The organism is Mesorhizobium sp. M1342 (assembly GCF_040317955.1).
Taxonomy (GTDB): Bacteria; Pseudomonadota; Alphaproteobacteria; order Rhizobiales; family Rhizobiaceae; genus Mesorhizobium.
In genome coordinates, this window is the sequence record NZ_JAMYLI010000010.1 from 13,623 (window position 1) to 33,868 (window position 20,246).

Consider the following 20,246-nt stretch of genomic DNA (forward strand, 5'->3'; position numbering starts at 1 on the left):
GAGCAGGCATTGAGCGACAGCACGCGAAAATCCGCCAGCCATTACGCCATCGGCAACAAGAACCCGAACCTGCCGTTTCATCCGGCGGTGCGTGCCGGCGACTTCATCTTCGTCTCGGGCCAGGTGCCGAAGGACGACAACAACAACATGATCAGCGGCACGATCGAGGAAGAGACGCTGGCCACGCTGAAGACCATCGCGCGCGTCATCGCGCATGAGGGCGCGACGCTGTCGGATGTCGTGCGGATCACCACCTATCTCGAGGATACGCGCGATTTCGGCCGCTACAACAAGGCGTTCCTCGAAGGGATCGGCGATGCCGTGCTGGCGCGCACGACCGTCGAGGCAAAGGCCGTCATCAACACCAAGATCGAAATGGACGCGATCGTCTACAAGCCGCTCCCAGCGAGCAAGTAGGCATTGGACACAATCGAGGAGACGACATGTACAAGCTGTTAGGCCGCCAGACATCAGGCAACGTCCAGAAGGTGCTCTTCATGCTCGAAGAGCTTGGGGCATCCTACAAGCGCGAGGACTATGGCCGCCAGTTCGAGAACACCCAGACGGCGGAATACAAGGCGCTCAACCCGACCTCCAAGGTGCCGACGCTGGTCGACGGTGACACCGTGATCTGGGAGTCCAACACCATCCTGCGCTATCTCGCGGCATTCGGTGGCGAACAGTTGAATGGCGCCACGCCGGCGGAAAAGACCGAGGTCGAGCGCTGGATGGATTTCCTGCTGGCGGCGGTCAATCCCGGCTACCTGGCGGCCTTCAAGGGCGCCAAGCTCACACCCGAGGAACAGACCGCCGAATACAAGGAACAGGTGAAGGACCTTGTCGCGCAACTCAAGATCGTCGATGGCCACCTGGCCGGCAAGGACTTCCTGGCGCTGGACAAGCTGACCCTTGCCGACATCGCCTGCGCGCCGATCCTGAAGCGCTGCGTCGACTTCAAGATCGACCGGCCGTCGATGCCCGATCTGGAGCGTTGGGTGGCCGCGATCGCCGCCCGGCCGGCCTTCAAGGCGGCAACCACTGCTGCTCCCGCAAAGGCCGCATAATGATCAGGCGCGCCGCTCTCATCGGATTGGGAACGATGGGTCCAGGCATCGCCGCGCGGCTTTCGCGCGGCGGCCTCGATGTCACGGCGTATGATGTTTCACAGGCGTCGGTCGAGCGTGCCCGCGGCATGCTCGATCTCGCCGGCGGCGTGCTCGATCGTCTCGACATCAAGGCGCCCGGGACAGGCGCCGGCAGCGTGCGATTCGTCGAGACGATCGCCGAGGCCGTCGATGGCGCCGAACTGGTGATCGAGAACGTGCCCGAGAATATCGACATCAAGGCGCAGACCTATCGTGACATCGATCCGCTGATCGGCCCGTCGGTCATCGTCGCTTCCGACACGTCGGGCATCCCGATCACCAAGCTGCAGGCGCATATTTCGCATCCCGAGCGGATGGTCGGCATGCACTGGTCGAACCCGCCGCACATCATTCCGATGATCGAAGTGATCGGCGGCGAAAAGACCGCACCTGAAACCGTGGCCACGATCCGCGACCTCATTCGCTCGATCGGCCTGCTGCCGGTGGTGGTGAAGAAGGATGTTCCAGGCTTCGTCGAGAACCGCGTGCTCTATGCGCTGCTGCGCGAGGCGGTTGATCTTGTCGAGCGCGGCGTCATCGAGCCGGAAGACCTCGACACCTGCGTATCCTGGGGCATCGGCTACAAGATCGCCGTCATCGGTCCGATGGCGCTGCTCGATATGGCGGGGCTGGATATCTACAAATCCGTCTCATCCTTCCTGAATGCCGATCTCTCCAACCGCGACGATGTCGCGCCGATGGTGCTGGAGAAGACGGCTGCGTTGAAGTTCGGCATCAAGTCGGGCGAGGGCATGTTTGCCTACACGCCCGAGCAGACAAAGGCGCTGCAAGGCGAACGGGCGCGCAAGCTCGTCGCGGTGCGGCGCATCCTGGAAGGCCGGGAGTAGCTAATGTCAAACGGTGCGCAGAGGGCAGGCCGGTTCGAGGAGTTCCACCGGTCGGCTGTTTGTGTGAAGGGTGCCTTCGCCATCAAGACGGCGTGGCTGCGGCCGACGAAAGCGCGCGGGGCGACAAGCCATGCGCATTGAAACCATTCGAGCCGCCGGTGACAGGCCGGCCCATATCCGCCATGACAATCTGATCTCCGCCAAGGGCGTTTCGGTGGTCATCGCCCGGCAGCTGATCCTCAGCAACATCGATCTCTCGGTGCCGAAGGGGTCGTTTGTCTCCCTTATCGGCCCTTCCGGTTGCGGCAAGAGCACCTTGCTCAAGGTGCTGGCCGGGCTGGTGAAGCCGACCCAGGGCAGCGTTGCGATCGCCGGGCTCGCACCGGTCGAGGCGGCGCGCAGGCGCATGATCGGCCTCGTCTTCCAGGACGCCAACCTGCTGCCGTGGAAGAACGCCGTCGACAATGCCTCGATGCTGCTCGGCATCGCCGACAAGTCGCTGTCGCGCTCGGAATTGCGGGCGCGCGGGCAGGAGATGCTGGAGCTGGTTGGGCTGGGCGACAGCGCCCACAAGCGCCCAAACGAACTGTCGGGCGGCATGCGGCAACGGGTCGCCATCGCACGGGCCCTGGCGCTCGATCCGGCGGTGCTGCTGATGGACGAACCGTTCGGCGCGCTCGACGCCATCACCCGCGATTCGATGGGGCAGTCGCTGCTGGAAATCTGGCAGCGTACCGGCAAGACGATCGTGCTCGTCACCCATTCCATCGACGAGGCCATCCATCTGTCGCGCCATGTGCACGTGCTGGGGATCAAGCCCGGGCGGATCACCGAGAGCCTCGACATTGCGCTGCCTTATCCACGCGACCTGTCGGTCAGCGAAGATCCGGAGTTCGTCAGGCTGGTGGTCCAGTTGCGAACCATGCTGCGCTCCAGCCATCAGCCGGGAGGCGCGTCTTGAGCGACCAACCCATCACGGACCTTCCCGAGCCGCGCCTCGCCTCCAGCTGGAGTGCGGCGACCGGCAGTTGGCTACCGGCGGTCATCCTGCTGCTGGTGACGATCGTGGCGTGGGAAGCCGCCGTGCGGATCTTTGCCATATCCGCCTTCATCATTCCCGCCCCGTCCGAGATCGCGAAGTCGCTGGTGGCGCAATGGGGCACGCTGATGCAAGCGACGCTGGTGACCGCGGGCGAGATCCTGTTCGGCTTCCTGGTCTCGGTCGTGGTCGGCATTGCCATTGCGCTGGTCATCGTGCGCTTCGGCTGGCTGGGACGCGCGCTGTATCCACTGGTGGTGCTGTTCCAGAACGTGCCGAAAGTCGCGCTCGCGCCGATCTTCATCCTCTGGTTCGGCTATGGGCTGGCGCCCAAGATCGGCCTCATCCTGGTCATCGCCTTCTTCCCGGTGACACTGTCGATGCTGGCGGGCATGCAATCGGTCGACCGCTCGCTGCTGTCGCTGATGAATTCCGTCGGAGCCAGCCCGACGCAGATCCTGTTCAGGATCCGTGTTCCGCATTCGCTGCCGAACCTGATGGCCGGAACCAAGATCGCCGCCACGTTGAGCGTGATCGGCGCCATCGTCGGTGAGTTCGCCGGGGCGTCGGACGGTCTCGGCTACGTCATCCAGTTCGCTTCGACCCAGCTCGACACGGCGCTGGTCTTCGCAGCGCTGCTGCTCGTTTCCGTGCTTGGCATCGCCTTCTACTACGCCGCCGAAATCCTCGAACGCATCGTGGTGCCGTGGGCGCCGAAATTCAGCCAGTCCTAGGTCCGCTCGATCAACCAAATTCATAAAAGGGAACAAAAAATGCTGAGACGCTCACTTATCAAGGCCGCTACCTTCGCGGCGTTTGTTGCAGCACTCGGTTTTTCCAACGCTGCTCTGGCGGCGGACAAGGTCAACGTTCAGCTCGACTGGGTGGTGCGCGGCAATCACGCCATGTTTTTCGTCGGCAAGGAAAAAGGCTTCTTCGCCAAGAACGACATCGATGTGGCCGAGATCCGCAAGGGGTCCGGCTCGCCGGACGCGATGCGGCTGGTGGGCAATGAGAACGCGGATTTCGGCTTCGGCGATCTTCCCACGCTTGCCGTCGCACGGTCGCAGAATGTCCCGGTCGTGGCGCTGGCGGCCGTCAATCAGCACTCGCCGCTGGGGATCATTTCGCTGGCCAAGACGCTGAAGCTCACCAAGCCGTCCGACCTCAAGGGACTGACCATCGGCATTCATCCGGCTGGCTCCACCTACATCTTCTTCAAGGGCTTCCTGGCCGCCAATGGCCTGACCGAAAAGGACATGACGCTGAACAGCGTCTCGCCTCCCTATGAAAGCTATCTGCTGCTGGGCCGGGTTCAGACGGTCATCGGCTATATCGACGCGGAGGTTCCCGAGCTGGAGGCGAAGGCCGGAGGCCCCGGCTCGCTCAGCATCATGATGGGGGCGGACCATGGGTGGAAAGCCTATGGCTCGGGCCTGTTCACCTCGCAGGCGATGATCAAGGACAAGCCGGACGTCGTGCGCCGCTTCGTCAAGGCGTACAGGGAGGCCTTCGACTATGTCGTGGCTCATCCGGAAGAGGCCGCCGAGATCACGGCCAAGGCAGCGCCCGGCTATGCGGACAAGAAGGACGTGCTGCTGGCGCAGATCAACGCCGACATCGCATCGACGTTCAGCAGCCCCGACACCAAGGAACACGGTCTCGGCTGGATGACGAAGACGCAGTGGGAGGAGACCCTGAAGACGCTGACGGACCAGGGCGTGCTCAAGGCGGCTCTATCGGCGGACGACGTCTTCACCGACGCATTCCTGGCAAAAGAATAAGGGGCGCGCGGTGTTCGTACGGAAAGATCGATGAGCGCCTACCGGCAGACCAGGCTGTCCTGCGCGATGGCGCAGGACACATCACGCTCGCCTTTCGCCGCATCGGCGCGGTCGAGCGTGACCTGCACGCGGGTGGCATATGCCCGGCTCGCCAGACCGCACCACAGCCGCTCGACGGGCAGGTTCTCGCGCTTGTCGTTGAGGATCGTGAACGTGCCGGTCTTCGCATCGAACCAGAGCTCGACGCGAGCGCTCTTGCCTGGCTCGATCGTTGCGATCCCGGCTGAATACCAGTGGGCGAAGTCGGCGTTGCAGGAGAGGCCTTCGCTGCCCGCATTCGAAATCGTCAACGGAACCATGTCGAGCCCGTCAGTGCCGGTGCGGACGGTGACATGGTGCAACTCAACCGCGTTGGCGAAGGACGACAACGCCAGCATCACCGGAAGGACATAACGGATCTTCACTTTGCCTGAGCTCCATATATAAATTTCACAGGCAGTCTATCTCGCTTTTGCGCAATAACAATAAGAATGTTGATTGGTAAATCAAACAGAGAGGGTAACATGTTAAAGATTCTCAAGAGCAGTGTAAGTGCAGTTATATTGAGCGGTGTCTTGATGAGCGGCGCGTTTGCCGGCGAGGTCAAGTCGATCGCCATCCTGACGCCCGAAGAAGGCACGGACTATGGCTGGAACCAGCAAGGCATCGACGCTGCCAAGGCGGCGGGCAAAGCCGCGGGTGTCGAAGTGGTCGTGGCCCAGGGTCTCGGCTATGGCGACGTTCGTCCGACCTTGCGGGAACTCGCCTCCGACGGCGCCAGCCTGCTGATCGCGCATGCCAGCGGCTACAACACCTCGGCGCCCGAAATCGCCAAGGAATTGAAAGTTCCCGTGGCGATCGTCGACACGCCAGCCGGCCTGGAGAAGGGCCTTGTCGCCGACTACACGCTGAGCGGCCACGAGGGTGCCTATCTCGCCGGCCGTCTCGCCGCCAAGGTGTCGCGTTCCAAGTCGGTCGGCATCGTCGTCTCGGGCGAACCGCCATCGTGGAATTCGCAGTCGGCGGCGTTCGCACAAGGCGTGAAGGCGGAGAACCCTGACGTCAAGATCACCTATGCGGTGATCGGCCCGGCTGCCTACAGCGACGCGGCCGGCGGCAAGCGCGTCACCGAAAGCGTGATCGCATCGGGTGCCGACATCATCTTCGGCCAAGGCAACGGTTCGAGCTTCGGCATGCTGCAGGCGGTCGAGACGACCAAGGCAGCCGATGGCGGCAAGGTCTATTTCATCGACGTCATCGGCGACAAGTCACCGATCGACAAGGGCTTCCTGCTGTCGTCGGTGGTGTGGAACATCGAGCCGGTCTATGCGGCAATGATTGCCGACCTGAAGGCCGACACGTTCGGCACCAAACACTATACGATCGGCCTCAAGGACGACTCGATCAAGCTGCTGAAAACCGCTGCGATCCCGGACAATGTCTGGACGGAAATCCAGGCGCTGCGCGAAGATGTCATTTCCGGCAAGATCAAGGTCGAGCCGGTCTATGACGCGGCCGCCGTCAGGGCACTGATGACCAGCGTCGCCCAGTAAGGCGATCACGGTCGGCTGCCGGAGGGGTGATCCGTTCACCCCTCCGGACGATTCCCGTTTTTTGGTGCTGGGCTTTCATGAGCGGTTTTTCTTCATCGTCCGTTGCCGGGCGCGACATCGTCGCGCTTGAAGGCGTGACCAAACGGTTCCCCGGCATCGTTGCCAATGACAGCGTCGACCTGTCGATCCGCCCGGGCGAAGTGCATGTGCTGCTGGGCGAGAACGGCGCTGGAAAATCGACATTGATCGGCATGTTGTCCGGCCTGCAGCAGCCGGACGAAGGCCGCATACTGGTCGACGGCAAACCGACGCCGATCACCTCGCCGCGCCATGCGCTGGCACTCGGCATCGGCACCGTATTCCAGCACATGATGCTGGTGCCGACGCTGACGGTGGCGGAGAACCTTCTGCTTGGCGGGCCGTGGTGGCAGCGCCCCAGGACCGAGGAACTGGCGGCGCGCGTCGCCGAGATCACCGGCACGCTCGGCATCACCGTCAAGCTTCAAGCCAAGGTATCGGAGTTGTCGCTCGGCGAGCAGCAGCAGGTCGAGATCCTGCGCGCGATGCTGCGCAACAGCCGGCTGCTCATCCTTGACGAGTCCACCTCCATGCTGACGCCGAAAGGCATCGACGAACTGGGCGCGCTGATGCGCCGCCTCGTCGAGCAAGGTCTGGCGATCGTCTTCATCACCCACAAGCTCAATGAGGCGGCTGCCTTCGGTGACCGCATCTCGGTGCTGAAGCTCGGCCGCAAGGTCGGCGAGATCCCGCCCGAGCGGTTTCACGCGCTGGGCGAACAGGAGATCGTCTCGGAGATCGTGGAATTGATGTTCGGCAAGCAGAAGGATGACCCGGAAGCCGTCGAGCGTCCTGTCCGCACGGCCCGCGCCGGAGCAGCCCCGCTGCTTCAGGTGACGGCTCTGGCGGTCGCGGCGACGGACAATGCTCCGGGCCTGTCGTCGATCTCCTTCGCCATCCGCCCGGGCGAGATCCTGGGCATAGCGGGCATCGACGGCAACGGCCAGAAGCAGCTGGCGGAAGCACTGGCCGGCCAGCGTACAGCCACCAGCGGCTCGGTGCGGCTGGACGGCGCCGCCATCGAGACGCTGAGCGTCGGCGAGCGCCGCCGGCGCGGCCTTCGCTACCTGACCGACGACAGGCTGGGCGAGGGCACTGTCGGAACCTTCCCGGTCTCGATCAACTTCTTTCTCAAGCAGGTCGGCGCGGCTCCGTTCTGGCGCAACGGCGTCGAGCAACGCGCGGAGATCGACAAGCGCGCCGCCCAGCTCGTGCGCGAATATGATGTGCGTACGCCGAGCCTGAAGACGCCTGTCGCGCGGCTGTCCGGCGGCAACATCCAGAAGGTGCTTCTGGCGCGAGAACTGGCTGAGGGCGCCAAGGTGGTGATCTTCAACAAGCCGACCTATGGGCTCGATCTCGCCAACACTTTGGCGTCGCGCCAGCGCATCCGCGACACGGCGGCGCGTGGCCTTGCGGTGCTGCTGATCTCCACCGACCTCGAGGAATTGCTTGGCATGTGCGATCGCATCGCCGTCATCGCCGACGGAGCTTTGGTCGGCACCGTCGAGAATGCCGACGACGCCCGCACCAAGGTCGGTCGCCTGATGATCGGACTTGCCGCATGAGCATCGACACCGCACCCACTGTCAGTGCTACCGCACTCGACGCCACGAGCGGGGCAACGACGCGCCGCGACATCCTGCACCGGCTGCTGATGACGCTCGGTCCGATCCTCATCGCTCTCGTCATAGCCGGCTGTATCCTGCTTGCCGTCGGCGTCGACCCGCTCGCCTACTATGGCTTCGTGCTGGAGAAAGGACTGTTCTCGCCGCTCGGCATCCAGCAGACGCTGACGCGCATGGCGCCGCTGCTGTTTCTTGCCGCCGGCCTGATCGTGGCCTTTCGCGCCGGCATGTGGAATCTCGGCGGCGACGGCCAGTTCCTGCTTGGCGCGGTGACGGCGGCTGCCAGCGCTCCCGTGTTCGTGCAGATCATGCCAGCCTGGCTGGCGCTGTTCTGCTCGTTCCTCGTCGCCATGGTGGTGGCGATGATCTGGTCGCTGGTGCCGGCCCTGCTGCGTGCCTATCAGGGCGTCAACGAGATCATCACCACGCTGATGATGACGTTCCTCGGCACTTCGCTCGCCAATGTGCTGGTCAAGCTGGCATTTCGCGATCCGGGAACGACCGTGCCGCAGACGCGCACGCTGCCGGTGGAGGGCCGGCTGCCGCGCCTGTTCGAAACGACCATCACCAGTGGCCTGCTGCTTGGGCTGGCGGCGATCGTCATCGTGCATCTGGTGATGACACGCACGGCGTTCGGGCTGAAGCTGAGGATCGTCGGCGCCAATCCACGGGCGGCGGTTCACTCAGGGCTTGGCGTCCCCGGCCTGACGGTTGCCGTCTTTGCCATTTCGGCCGGGCTTGCCGGACTTGCCGGTGCCGTCGACATCATCGGCGTCCAGGGCAATGTCCGCGCCGACTGGAATCCCGCCTATGGGCTTGCCGTGATACCCGCCGTGTTTCTCGCCCGCATGAACGGCTTTGCTGCGATAGGCTTCGTGTTCCTGCTTTCGGTGCTTTCGATCGGCGGTGAGAGCGCGGCGCGCCGGCTTGGCGTTCCCAATCATTTCACGCTGGTGCTGGTTTCCATCGTGCTGATCGTGCTCGCGCTCGCCGAATATTTCGATCACAGATACAACCAGTCGCGGAGGGCCTAGGGCATGACCGGGCTGTTCAGCGAAGTCTTTCTCAGCGCGCTCCTTTTCGGCGCCGTCACCGCGGCGATCCCGCTGCTGCTTGCCGGGCTCGGCGAGCAGATCTCCGAGAAGGCGGGGGTGCTCAATATCGGCATCGAAGGCATGATGCTGGCCGGCGCCTATCTCGGCTTTGTCGGCGCTTTCTATTCCGGGTCGCTGTGGCTGGGCTTTCTCACCGGTGCCGTCGGGGGTGCTGCGGTGGCGCTTGTCATGGCGCTGCTTTGCGTGCGCATCGGGCTGAACCAGATCGTCATCGGCATCGCGCTGACCTTGGGGCTAGAGGGCCTGACGGCACTGCTCCACCATTTCCAGTTCTCACGCAGCTACCCGCGCCTGCCCGCGGCGGATGCGACCGTCATTCCGCTGCTTTCGGACATCCCGGTCATCGGGCCTGCATTCTTCAAGCATCATCTGATCGTCTATCTGGCGGTCGCGCTGGTTTTCGGCATGAGCTACCTCTATCGGCGCACGCAACTCGGCCTCAATTTGCAGGCGGCAGGCGACAAGCCGGCCGCGCTCGATGTCGCCGGCATCGATGTCGTGCGGACCCGCACCATCGCCGTGTTGACGACCGGAGCGCTGGCTGGGCTCGGCGGCGCCTATCTCGCCAATGTCGGGGCTGGGCTGTTCATTCCGTTCATCACCAATGGCGCGGGCTTCCTCGGCATCGTGCTGGCCATGCTGGCGCGCGGTCGCCCGATCTGGGTGCTGTTCGGCGCGTTGCTGTTCGGCGTCTGCCTGTCGCTGACGACGGCCATGCAGGTGGCCGGCATCAACATACCGACCGACATCATCCAGATGCTGCCGTTCCTGGCGGTGATGATCATGCTGGTTCTGTTCGGCCGGCGCGCCAGCCTGCCGGCGGCGCTCGGCATTCCATACGAGCGCGGCGCGCGCTGAGCACAATTCATGCGCGGACGGGACCCGCGCCAATAAAGGAGGCAAGAATGTCGGATACCAAGGTCTACCTGCTCGACGGCGGCTCGCTCGTTCTCGACGGCTATCATGTGTTCTGGAATCGCGGCCCTGGCGGTGAAGTGCGCTTCCCCGTCTATTCGATCCTGATCGAGCATGCCGAGGGTCGGTTCCTCATCGACACCGGCTACGACTACGACCACGTGATGAAGGTGCTGCCGTTCGAAAAGCCGATCCAGGAAAAGCACCAGACCATCCCAGGCGCCCTGGCGCTGCTCGGCCTTGAGCCGAAGGACATCGACGTCGTCGTCAACTCGCATTTCCACTTCGATCATTGCGGCGGCAACAAGTATTTTCCGCATGCCAAGAAGATCTGTCATCGGACCGAGGTGCCGCAGGCCTGCAATCCGCAGCCTTTCGAGCATCTCGGCTATTCCGACCTGAGCTTTTCGGCGGAGGCTGCCGAAGCGCGTGGCGCGACCGGACAACTGCTTGCGGGAACGACACGGGCGAACTCGACCTTTGAAGGCGTCGATGGCGACGTCGAGCTTGCCAGGGGTGTCCGGCTGATCTCGACGCCCGGTCATTCGATCGGCCATTACAGCCTGCTGGTAGAGTTCCCCAAGCGCAAGCCGATCATGTTCACCATCGACGCGGCCTATACGCAGAAGAGCCTTGAAACGCTGTGCCAGGCGGCCTTCCACATCGATCCGGTGGCGGGCGTCAATTCGATGCGCAAGGTGAAGAAACTCGCCGAGGACCATGGCGCCGAGTTGATGTACTCGCACGACATGGACAACTTCAAGACCTACAGGACCGGCACGCAATTCTACGGCTGACCCCCGCCAATCCGGAGACCAAGACGATGCGTTATCTCGAACATGCCGATCCGGTCATCACCCTGACCGCGGGGCCGGTGAACGCCTATGCCGAAGTGCTGCGCGGCCTCGGGCGCACGGTGCTCTACGACTACGACCCGGCGTTCCAGCTCTTCTACGAGGGTGTGGTCGACAAGGCGCAAAAGGCGATGCGGCTGTCGAACAAGCCGGTCATCCTGCATGGCGAGCCCGTGCTTGGCCTGGAGGCCGCCGCGGCCTCGCTGATCACGCCGGACGATGTCGTGCTCAACCTTGCCTCAGGCGTTTACGGCAAGGGGTTCGGCTATTGGGCGAAGCGCTATTCGCCACATCTGCTCGAGATCGAGGTGCCCTATAACGAGGCGATCGATCCGCAGGAGGTCGAGGCAATGCTGAAGGCGCATCCGGAGATCACCGTCGTTTCCGTCTGCCACCACGACACGCCGTCCGGCACCATCAATCCCGTCGACGCCATCGGCGCGCTGGTCTCAGCCCATGGCGGTTACCTCATCGTCGATGCCGTCTCGTCCTTTGGCGGCATGAAGACGCATCCGGAGGATTGCAAGGCCGATATCTATGTCACCGGCCCGAACAAATGCCTGGGCGCGCCTCCCGGCCTCACGATGATGGGTGTCAGCGAGCGGGCCTGGGCCAAGATGAAGGCCAATCCCCTGGCGCCGCGCGCGTCGATGCTCAGCATCGTCGACTGGGAGCATGCGTGGTCGCGGGACAAGCCGTTTCCGTTCACGCCGTCGGTCTCGGAGATCAACGGGCTCGATGTCGCGCTCGACCTCTATCTCAATGAGGGACCGGAGGCTGTGTGGGGGCGCCATGCACTCACCGCCAAGGCCATGCGCGCCGGCGTTGCCGCGATGGGTCTGTCGATCTGGGCTGCCAGCGACAGCATCGCGTCGCCGACCACGACCGCTGTCCGCACGCCCGAAGGTGTCGACGAGAAAGCGCTTCGCCAAGCCGTGCGCGCCCGTTACGGCGTCGTCTTCTCATCGGGCCGCGGCGAAACATTGGGGAAGCTGACACGCATCGGCCATATGGGTCCGACCGCCCAGCCGATCTACGCGATCGCGGCGCTGACGGCACTTGGCGGCGCCATGAACGCGGCCGGCCAGAAACTGGCGATCGGCAAGGGCATCGACGCGGCGCTGGCCGTGATCGACGCCGACGCTTGAACAGACATCACCAGATCACGAATTGAGGGAGCATTTTCATGACTGAACGGCTTGCGGGAAAGACGGCCCTGGTTACGGGCGCCGCGCAGGGTATCGGCAAGGCGATCGCCGCGCGGCTTGCCGCCGATGGGGCAACCGTCATCGTCAGCGACATCAATGCCGAAGGCGCCGGGGCGGCGGCCGCGGCGATAGGCGGAAAGGCGAGGGCGATCGCCGCCGACATTTCCGATCCGGCATCCGTCAAGGCACTCTTCGCCGAAATCCAGACCCTGACCGGGGGCATCGACATCCTGGTCAACAATGCCAGCATCGTGCCGTTCGTCGCCTGGGACGATGTCGATCTCGACCATTGGCGCAAGATCATCGACGTCAATTTGACCGGCACTTTTATCGTCAGCCGTGCCGGTACGGACCAGATGCGTGCGGCGGGGAAGGCCGGACGGGTAATCAGCATCGCATCCAACACCTTCTTTGCCGGCACGCCGAACATGGCGGCCTATGTCGCGGCCAAGGGTGGCGTCATCGGCTTCACCAGGGCGCTCGCCACCGAGCTTGGCAAATACAACATCACCGCCAATGCGGTGACGCCCGGCCTCATCGAGAGCGACGGCGTCAAGGCGAGCCCGCACAACGAGGCGTTCGGCTTCGTCGAGATGCTTCAGGCAATGAAAGGCAAAGGGCAGCCGGAACATATCGCCGACGTGGTTTCGTTCCTGGCCTCCGACGATGCGCGCTGGATCACCGGCCAGACGCTCAATGTCGACGCCGGGATGGTGCGCCACTAGCCAGAGCGCATCCCAAAAACGCTACGACCCTTCTGGGCGACCTGCATTTTGGGTCGCAACAGCGGATGAGCGCGGCCAATCAAAGGGAAATCACAGTGGACTTCGGATTCGACACGTCGGTTTTCGACGGGCTGACGATTGCAATGCTGATCGCCGGCCTGGCCATGACCGGAATTGCCTCCGGCGTGCTCGCCGGTCTGCTGGGAGTCGGAGGCGGCATCGTCATCGTTCCGGTGCTGTTCTGGGTGCTTAGCCTGTTCCACTTTTCGCCTGCTGTGATCAGCCATCTGGCGGTCGCGACATCGCTTGCGGTCATTATCCCCACCGCGATCTCGTCGATGCGGTCACACAACAGGCGCGGCAATGTCGATCGGCCTCTGCTCAATCTTTGGGGACCGGCGATTTTCGTCAGTGCCCTCGTCGGCGGCATCATGTCGAAATTCATCCCGGGCGCCGGCTTACGGCTGGTCTTCGGCGTCGTCGGCCTGCTGGTGGCCGTCAACATGGCGTTGCCGAAGCACCTCGTGATCTCCGATCACCTGCCGCAAAGCGGCTGGATCAACCGCGCGATCGCTGCTGTGATCGGCTTTGTCTCTTCGCTCATGGGAATTGGCGGCGGCACACTGTCGGTGCCGACGCTTTCCAGCTTCTCCTTTCCGGTGCATCGTGCCGTCGGCACATCGTCGGCGCTTGGCCTGCTTATCGCGCTTCCGGCAGTGGCCGGCTTCATCTGGTCGGGTCTTGAAATCGCCGGCAGGCCTCCGCTCAGCCTGGGTTACGTCAGCCTGCCGGCGGTTGCCATCATAGCGCCCATGAGCTTTCTGTTTGCACCGTTGGGCGCCAAGCTCGCCCACGCGCTCAACCCGCGCTACCTGAAACTCGCCTTTGCGTTCTTCCTGGCGATCACGGCCGGGCGAATGTTGCTGTCTTGAATTTCGTTGGGCGGCGTACGGCTATTTTTCCCGCATGGCCCGGCGGAAGTTCTGCGTGATTGGCTCGGCGAGATAAGAGAGCACGGTGCGAGCCCCCGTCCGGATCATCGTCTCGCTCGACATGCCGGGCAGCAGCTTGCGGCCCTCCAGCTTGCCGAGTTCGCTTTTGTCGATCACAACCGTCGCGGCGAAATAAGGTGCGCCGCTGCGTTCCTCAACCATGCGGTCAGCCGACACGATCTCCACGACGCCCTCGAGCGGCGGCAGGTTGTAGCGAGCGAAGGCCGGGAAGCTGACGCGCGCGAGCTGTCCGGGTGCGATCGTCTCGACATCCTCCGGCTTGACCATAGCCTCGACCACGAGTTGTTGTCCGAGCGGCACGATCGTCATCAATGTCTCACCGGGTTTCACGACGCCGCCTGCCGTATGGACCTTCAGGTCCATGACGATGCCGTCAACCGGTGCGGCGACGTTGGTGCGGTCAAGCACGTCCCTGGCGGAGCGCTCCTGCTGTCCGAGGTCGAACAACTCCGCCTCGACCTTGCTCAACTCATCGACGGCCTGGTTCAGCCGCACTGTGTTGAGGTTCAGGATCTGCATATCAATCTCGGCCATGGCGCTTCCGGCACGGGCGATTGCGGCAATGTTGGTAGCGCGCTCCCCTTCGATCTCCCGCTGTTGGCGTCTGAGCAACAGGTTCCGTTCGCGGGTGGTCAGCCCTTTCTTGAGCAGCCCCTCAAGGTCTTTGCTTTCATCCTCGATTGCCTCGATCTGTTTGTCTTCGGTGACGATAAGCTGCTCCAGTCCCGTTATCTCTTCCTCGACCTGGTGACGGCGCTGGCCGAGAATTTCCCGCTCGTCCTTCAGATTGTGGTGCTTCGCGGCAAACACGTCACGCTGTGCTGCCACCGCGTCCTTCACGGCGGTGGCGGGGTTTGCGAGCAACGCCGGATTGAACTCGATCTCGGCCTTGCCGTCGCGCTCGGCCCTGAGACGGGCGGCCAGCGCCTCACGCGTTGCTATCCGGTTCTGGATCAGGTCGAGCTGCGCCTTTGCCTGCGTGTCGTCGAGCCGGACGAGGATCTTGCCCGCCTTGACGATATCCCCGTTGGCGGCGTTCAACTCCGCGATGATGCCGCCCTCGAGGTGCTGGATGAGCTTGCGGTCGCCGGCGACCTTGATAACGCCCGGCGCCACAGCGGCGCTGTCCAACGGCGCCAGCGCCGCCCAACCCCCGGCCACGCCGAAGAACAGGAACATGATCGCGAACCCGGTGCAGGTCACGCCGGTGAGACGCAGCGGCACCGGTTCCAGCAGCGAGGGCGGAGGAAGGGGTAGCGGCACGACGTTCAATCCGGGGGGGCGGCTCATGCTTCCTTGACCTCTTTGATTTCCTTGACCACTTCAAGGGCTGGCAACTGGGCCGCTTTGGGCAGATGGGCCACCTTGCTGACACGGTTGGCGAGTTCGTTGAAGACATGGTCGCGCGGCCCGAAGAGATCTTGCTGACCTCTGTTGAGCACCAGTATCTTGTCTATCTTGTCCAAAAGGTTGGGGCGGTGCGCGATCAGGATAACGGTTGTGTTCGTGGCCTTGGCCACGCCGAGAGCAGCAATCAATGCCTCCTCGCCCTCTCTGTCGAGGTTGGAATTGGGTTCGTCGAGGATAAGCAGCGCGGGGTCGCCGTAGAGTGCCCGCGCCAGCCCGATGCGCTGGCGCTGCCCGCCTGACAGGACGGCGCCGGATTCGCCGATCTCGGTGGCGTAACCCTTCGGCAGTCCCTTGATCAGTTCGTGGACTCCTGCCAACTGCGCGGCCTCGACCACCTTGTTGAAGACCGCCGGGTTGAGCGTCGCGAAGCGGCAAATATTTTCGGACACGGTGCCGGCGAAGAGTTCGATGTCCTGCGGTAGGTAGCCGACATGACGGCCACGGTCTTCCGCCGCCCATTGGGCAACATCCGTTCCGTCCAGCAAGGCGCGCCCCGCGGACGGGCGCCAGGCACCGGCGAGTATGCGCGCCAGGCTCGTCTTGCCAGCCCCGCTCGGACCGATCAACGCCATCGCTTCACCCGGCTCGAGGCGGAAGTTGATGCCTTTCAGGATATGTTCGCCACCCTGTCGGGCAAGCACAATGTTCTCGGCCTCGAACCTGCCTTTCGGTCGTGGTAGCGGCAGAACCGGTGTGGATTCCCGGTGCTGTCCGGCGACAGCGGTGAGACGCCGGTAGGCGGCACGCGCTCCGAGCGTCGCCTTCCATGTGCCGATGGCTTGCTCGACCGGTGACAATGCGCGGCCCATCAGGATCGAGGCGGAGATCATGATACCGGGCGAGGCCTCGTTGCGAAGTACCAGATAGGCGCCGAGGCCGAGTATCGCCATTTGCAGGGCCAGCCGGTGACAACGCGCGATAGCCGCGATGGCCCCACCCCGGTTGGCGGCAAGAACTTGTCCTTTGTTCGCCTCGTCCTGCTGTGCCTTCCAGCCCTCCAACAGGGGCTTCAGCATGCCCATGGCCTGGACGACCTCGGCGTTGCGGATTGCAGCCTCGGCCTGCACATATGCCCGCGACTGCGCACCCGCAGCCTCGGTCAAGGGCTTTCGCGTGACGTATTCGTTGAGCAGCGCCAAAGCGAACAGGACGATCCCGCCGCCGAGCGCCAGCCATCCAAGCCATGGGTGCATGACAAAAATGGCAGCGAAAAACAGCGGCGCCCAAGGCGCGTCGAGGATCGGGAAGACGCTCGGGCTGGTGAAGAAATTCCGCACCTGGTCCAGATCGCGCAGCGGACGGGCGTTGGCCTGGCCAGGCGCCGACGCGGCGTATTCCACCGATGCGGTCAGCAGAACCGGTCCCAAGCGCGCGTTCATCCATGATCCGACCTTGGCCAGAAGACGCCCGCGTATTACTTCCAGCCCGGCGAGCGTCCCGAGCGCGGCCGCCGCCATCAGCGACAGCATCACCAGCGTCTCCAGGCTATGGCTGCCGAGCACGCGGTGGTAGACCTGGAGCATGTAAAGCGCCCCGGTCAGCATCAGCACGTTGATGCCTCCGCTGAACCAGATCAGCGGCCGAATGGCGCGTTTGATCTCTTTCATCACCACCTGCAGGGCAGGGGGCTGTTGCTTGGTTTTCATCGCTATTTCTCTGGTGTGCGGAGTGACATCCGGCGCAGGGGATTGCAGTGAGGCCAGCCATGAGCTGCTATGGTGGGTGCCATCGAGATTCCCCCTTTTTGAACGCATCAAGAAAAGAGGATCCCCATCCCCAGATGCCCTAACGCGCTGAATTGCGGCCTTTGATCCTCGATTGTGGCGCCGCCGAAGAGGAGGCGTCCATTCCCGGTTCGATAGTATTGAGGTCAATGTCCGCACCTGATCGAACGATATATATCTTTCGATAGATCAGGCTGACGCAGGCGCTGCGGTGGGTATCACGGCCGATGCCATCACGCGGCTTTCCGGCCCCCTTTGCCGCTTCATGTCGATGCCAGTTGAGAGTGGGGTGTCAGAGGAGGCCCGTTCCTGGACGCTCAGCGCCTTTGCCATGCCCAGGCCAGCTCCGCCCGGCTGCCGAGGTGCAGCTTCTCGTAAACGTGGTATAGGTGCAACGTCGTCGATCTGCTCAACCAGCTCAAGACCGAGTGTCGCGCCGACTATCTCACTCGCCTCGGCTTCGTCGTCCTCGATGAACTCGGATCGTCTCACGCATCACTGTGAGATCATCGAGACTGTCAATGAGTGCGGGCGCTTCAAGAACCGCGCCTGATCACCCAACACGGCCAAGCTCATCCGCGCTCGCCGGGCTGCGCAACCCGATAAGCTCCGGCGAGCGCTAAGCGACGTGCCCTACATAGAGGGCGACGCCGATCGGGCCAAGGCTTTTGACACATATGGTTTGCTCCGGCGCGGGCATTCACTACGGCGCTTCTCCGCCAGGTCAATATTCCCATTTACACTGACGACAGCAACCCTATCGAAAACGATATATATCGTTCGATATAGGTCAGAATACTACCAGACGGAAAGTTGACTTGCCATCCTTAGGCTGCGCCAAATTGACCCCTGAGCATCTGGGGTTTGTTAGCATTTCAAGTGGCATCTCAAGTGATGGCGGACGGGCAATCGTAGCTTTCCAAGCCTCCGGAACTTACGCACGTCAAGGCGTGCTCTGTTCCGGTTCTCGAAATCCACCATTTTCGGCGCGCCCTGACCTAATCCCAACTGACCCTGGAACAGCTCGATCACAATTGGGAGGAAGATTATGACTACGATTACCGCCACCAATCTCGTTCTCGACGAGCAGATCGGCGTACAGACCGTCACCGATGATAATGATGTCCTCCTCGACCAGACGCTGAGCGACGCGCTCACCGCTCTCGGCGTGCTTGGAATCAGTCCTACCGACCCCACGACAGGGTTCCCGCAGGTGGCTGTCAACACCGCCCTCCTTGACACAACCGGCGCGACCGATCTGGCGCTGTCGATTCCCGATGACGGCCCGGGCGGCACCACGAGCGGCCTCTTTACCGTCGGCGGTGTGGAAATCTTCCTCTACAATGAGGGCGGCATCATTTATGGACGCGAGGCCGACGGGAATGGTGACGCCGATCCCGCTGGCGCCTTGGCGTTCGCGGTTGCGCTTGACGAGACTGACCTGTCATCGGCGCAGATTTACCTCATTCAATACGAACCGCTGCAGCACAACGTTCCTGGTGATCCTCCTGTCATTGACGATGACGACATCCTGTCATTTGCCCAGGGCAAGATCACACTGGATGTAACGACCACTGAGCTCGTAACGACGTTTCAGGTGCTGGACTTCGCGTCGATCCCGTCAGGTAGCCCACAGGAGACACTCACGGTTGCGACAGCCGATCTCACTGACAATCACAGCGCCAAGTTTGATGGCATCATCTTCCCGGCAGGTGCAGTCACTGATCCGACGACCATCAACAAGAACCCCGGAACCAATGATGATCTGAATCCCGACGCCGTCGGCTTCGGTGTGAAGGGGGGCCAAGCCTCTCAGATGAATCAAAATGAGGGCTTCTTCGTCCAAGACGCGGCCTGGACTTCTGCCACTCCGGATGCGAACGAGATCGGCGGCATCAGGTTCGACGTCCAGGGCATAGGCGGCGTGAAGAGCGTCAACATCGAGTGGTGGACTGTCGATAATGGGATAGTTATTGAGCACGGGACCGACACAGTAACTTTACCTTCCGGCAGCGCCGTCTTTGAGAATTATACCATCGAGTCGGCGGATAGCGTCGATCAAATCTACGTTCGATTTACCTACGACACGAAGCAGAGCACCTCCGGTGTGCGCGTTGAGAACCTTGAAGTCGCGTTCCCATCATCGAGCGAGGTAACGGTCGTCAACCACGAGGATCTCGGGACGCACCTCGTGTTCGAGGATGCCGGGCCGACGTTCGACGGCATCACTGGTGATGCAACGCCGTTCCAGGTCGGATTGGCCGCCAATCAACAGGACACAGGGACGTTCGACCTTACTCCCGGAGCCGACGGCTCACACGTCACCATCACCCAATATACCGATCTCGGTGGCGCTGACATCGAGGAGATTCTCACCAACGACGGAACCACGCTGACGTACCACGACGTGGCCACCGATACGGATCTTTACCAACTGAACGTGACCGACTCGGGATACACCTTCGACGTGCTCTTCACACCCCAGGGTGAGCAGTCCGACCTCAACTTCAATGCGGTCAAGTCGGGCGGTCCCCAGGAGACCTTGACAGTACCCACGGTGGATAACACCGGCAGCATCGTCTTTGACGGCCTGATCTTCAACGCTACGCCCGCAGCGGACGCGACCGAGGCAGCCTTTGTGCCGTTCAACACCACTCCACTGGGAGGCCCGACTGTAGCGGCTGACGACCTTAACCCCGATGCAGTTGGTTTCGGCGTGAAAGGCGGTCAGGCTTCGCAGATCAATAACAACGAGGGCTTCACCTTCTCCACTGCGGACGGGTCTGACATCAACAATCTAACCTTCGCGGTCGCAGGAATTGGAAACATCAACGCCATCACCGTAGAATCGTGGCTTTACGACGATGGCGGCAATCTGATCGATCACACCATCGAAAACGTTACTGGCTTGCGCTCGGGCAATCAGACCGTGACCATCGATGACGATGGTGGGCAAGCCTTCGACACGGCCTACGTTCAGTTCCACGTCGGCGGTGCCAACTCGGGTGTTCGCATCCTCGACTTCTCGACGAGCATCGAGGGCCCAGTTGACGATCAGCCGTTCGAATTCACTCTGGCAAACACCGACCTCGACGGGGATGCTGCTACGCAAACACTGAGCATCCTCGCAAGCCAGGACTTCATCGTTTGATGACGTTCTCGCAGCCT

At 62.6% G+C, this 20,246-nt stretch carries 18 protein-coding genes; 15 read left to right on the forward strand and 3 right to left on the reverse strand.

What is annotated here, in order from left to right:
* Nucleotides 1-9 precede the first annotated feature (9 nt).
* The 6 genes from NKH06_RS11990 (at nt 10) to NKH06_RS12015 (ending at nt 4,816) form a co-directional block, all read left to right on the forward strand.
* The gene (locus NKH06_RS11990; protein ID WP_023809936.1) at nt 10-417 is read left to right on the forward strand and encodes a RidA family protein; all 408 of its coding nucleotides are present in this window, start codon (nt 10-12) and stop codon (nt 415-417) included.
* Nucleotides 418-443: 26 nt separating this feature from the next.
* Complete coding sequence (locus NKH06_RS11995; protein WP_023809935.1) at nt 444-1,064, forward strand: glutathione S-transferase family protein; 621 nt, start codon at nt 444-446, stop codon at nt 1,062-1,064.
* Nucleotides 1,064-1,993: a 5-formyl-3-hydroxy-2-methylpyridine 4-carboxylate 5-dehydrogenase gene (fhmpcd1, locus tag NKH06_RS12000; RefSeq protein ID WP_352440316.1), complete on the forward strand. Its 930-nt coding sequence runs from the start codon at nt 1,064-1,066 to the stop codon at nt 1,991-1,993. The genes NKH06_RS11995 and fhmpcd1 overlap by 1 nt, the downstream gene beginning before the upstream one ends.
* 130 nt (nt 1,994-2,123) lie before the next feature.
* Nucleotides 2,124-2,954, forward strand: coding sequence for an ABC transporter ATP-binding protein (locus tag NKH06_RS12005; protein WP_352440317.1), 831 nt, complete (start codon nt 2,124-2,126; stop codon nt 2,952-2,954).
* Entirely contained in the window at nt 2,951-3,766 is an 816-nt protein-coding gene (locus tag NKH06_RS12010) for an ABC transporter permease (protein ID WP_352440318.1), read from the forward strand. The genes NKH06_RS12005 and NKH06_RS12010 overlap by 4 nt, the downstream gene beginning before the upstream one ends.
* A gap of 39 nt (nt 3,767-3,805) precedes the next feature.
* Complete coding sequence (locus NKH06_RS12015) at nt 3,806-4,816, forward strand: ABC transporter substrate-binding protein (RefSeq protein ID WP_352893134.1); 1,011 nt, start codon at nt 3,806-3,808, stop codon at nt 4,814-4,816.
* 38 nt (nt 4,817-4,854) lie between these two features.
* Here the strand turns inward: NKH06_RS12015 and NKH06_RS12020 are convergent, their stop codons facing one another.
* The gene (locus NKH06_RS12020; RefSeq protein WP_352893136.1) at nt 4,855-5,280 is read right to left on the reverse strand and encodes a hypothetical protein; all 426 of its coding nucleotides are present in this window, start codon (nt 5,278-5,280) and stop codon (nt 4,855-4,857) included.
* Between the two features lie 153 nt (nt 5,281-5,433).
* On the opposite strand from NKH06_RS12020, the gene NKH06_RS12025 reads away from it, so the two are divergent.
* The 8 genes from NKH06_RS12025 to NKH06_RS12060 all read left to right on the forward strand — a co-directional run bounded on the left by NKH06_RS12025 (nt 5,434) and on the right by NKH06_RS12060 (nt 13,863).
* Nucleotides 5,434-6,408, forward strand: a complete 975-nt coding sequence (locus NKH06_RS12025) for a putative B6 ABC transporter substrate-binding protein (RefSeq protein WP_502914460.1) — start codon at nt 5,434-5,436, stop codon at nt 6,406-6,408.
* Between the two features lie 77 nt (nt 6,409-6,485).
* Nucleotides 6,486-8,054, forward strand: coding sequence for a putative B6 ABC transporter ATP-binding protein (locus tag NKH06_RS12030; protein ID WP_352893138.1), 1,569 nt, complete (start codon nt 6,486-6,488; stop codon nt 8,052-8,054).
* Entirely contained in the window at nt 8,051-9,148 is a 1,098-nt protein-coding gene (locus NKH06_RS12035; RefSeq protein WP_023809927.1) for a putative B6 ABC transporter permease subunit 2, read from the forward strand. The genes NKH06_RS12030 and NKH06_RS12035 overlap by 4 nt, the downstream gene beginning before the upstream one ends.
* A gap of 3 nt (nt 9,149-9,151) precedes the next feature.
* A complete protein-coding gene (locus tag NKH06_RS12040; protein ID WP_128305800.1) occupies nt 9,152-10,087 on the forward strand; it encodes a putative B6 ABC transporter permease subunit 1 in 936 nt (311 codons plus the stop codon).
* A 47-nt stretch (nt 10,088-10,134) separates the two neighbouring features.
* Nucleotides 10,135-10,941 (forward strand): 4-pyridoxolactonase, encoded by an 807-nt coding sequence (gene pldA / locus NKH06_RS12045; RefSeq protein WP_292338109.1) that lies wholly within the window; start codon nt 10,135-10,137, stop codon nt 10,939-10,941.
* Between the two features lie 26 nt (nt 10,942-10,967).
* Nucleotides 10,968-12,146, forward strand: a complete 1,179-nt coding sequence (gene ppaT, locus NKH06_RS12050) for a pyridoxamine--pyruvate transaminase (protein ID WP_352893140.1) — start codon at nt 10,968-10,970, stop codon at nt 12,144-12,146.
* 38 nt (nt 12,147-12,184) lie between these two features.
* Nucleotides 12,185-12,931: a pyridoxal 4-dehydrogenase, SDR-type gene (pldH, locus tag NKH06_RS12055; RefSeq protein ID WP_352721711.1), complete on the forward strand. Its 747-nt coding sequence runs from the start codon at nt 12,185-12,187 to the stop codon at nt 12,929-12,931.
* Between the two features lie 95 nt (nt 12,932-13,026).
* Nucleotides 13,027-13,863 (forward strand): sulfite exporter TauE/SafE family protein, encoded by an 837-nt coding sequence (locus NKH06_RS12060; protein WP_352773825.1) that lies wholly within the window; start codon nt 13,027-13,029, stop codon nt 13,861-13,863.
* Between the two features lie 21 nt (nt 13,864-13,884).
* On the opposite strand, the gene NKH06_RS12065 is transcribed toward NKH06_RS12060, so the two are convergent.
* Together NKH06_RS12065 and NKH06_RS12070 are read right to left on the reverse strand one after the other, a co-directional pair.
* Nucleotides 13,885-15,234, reverse strand: a complete 1,350-nt coding sequence (locus NKH06_RS12065) for an HlyD family type I secretion periplasmic adaptor subunit (RefSeq protein ID WP_352893142.1) — start codon at nt 15,232-15,234, stop codon at nt 13,885-13,887.
* Entirely contained in the window at nt 15,231-17,000 is a 1,770-nt protein-coding gene (locus NKH06_RS12070) for a type I secretion system permease/ATPase (protein WP_127290280.1), read from the reverse strand. The genes NKH06_RS12065 and NKH06_RS12070 overlap by 4 nt, the downstream gene beginning before the upstream one ends.
* A 1,126-nt stretch (nt 17,001-18,126) precedes the next feature.
* Here NKH06_RS12070 and NKH06_RS12080 point away from each other — a divergent pair.
* The gene (locus NKH06_RS12080) at nt 18,127-20,229 is read left to right on the forward strand and encodes a hypothetical protein (RefSeq protein WP_352893143.1); all 2,103 of its coding nucleotides are present in this window, start codon (nt 18,127-18,129) and stop codon (nt 20,227-20,229) included.
* Nucleotides 20,230-20,246 lie beyond the last annotated feature (17 nt).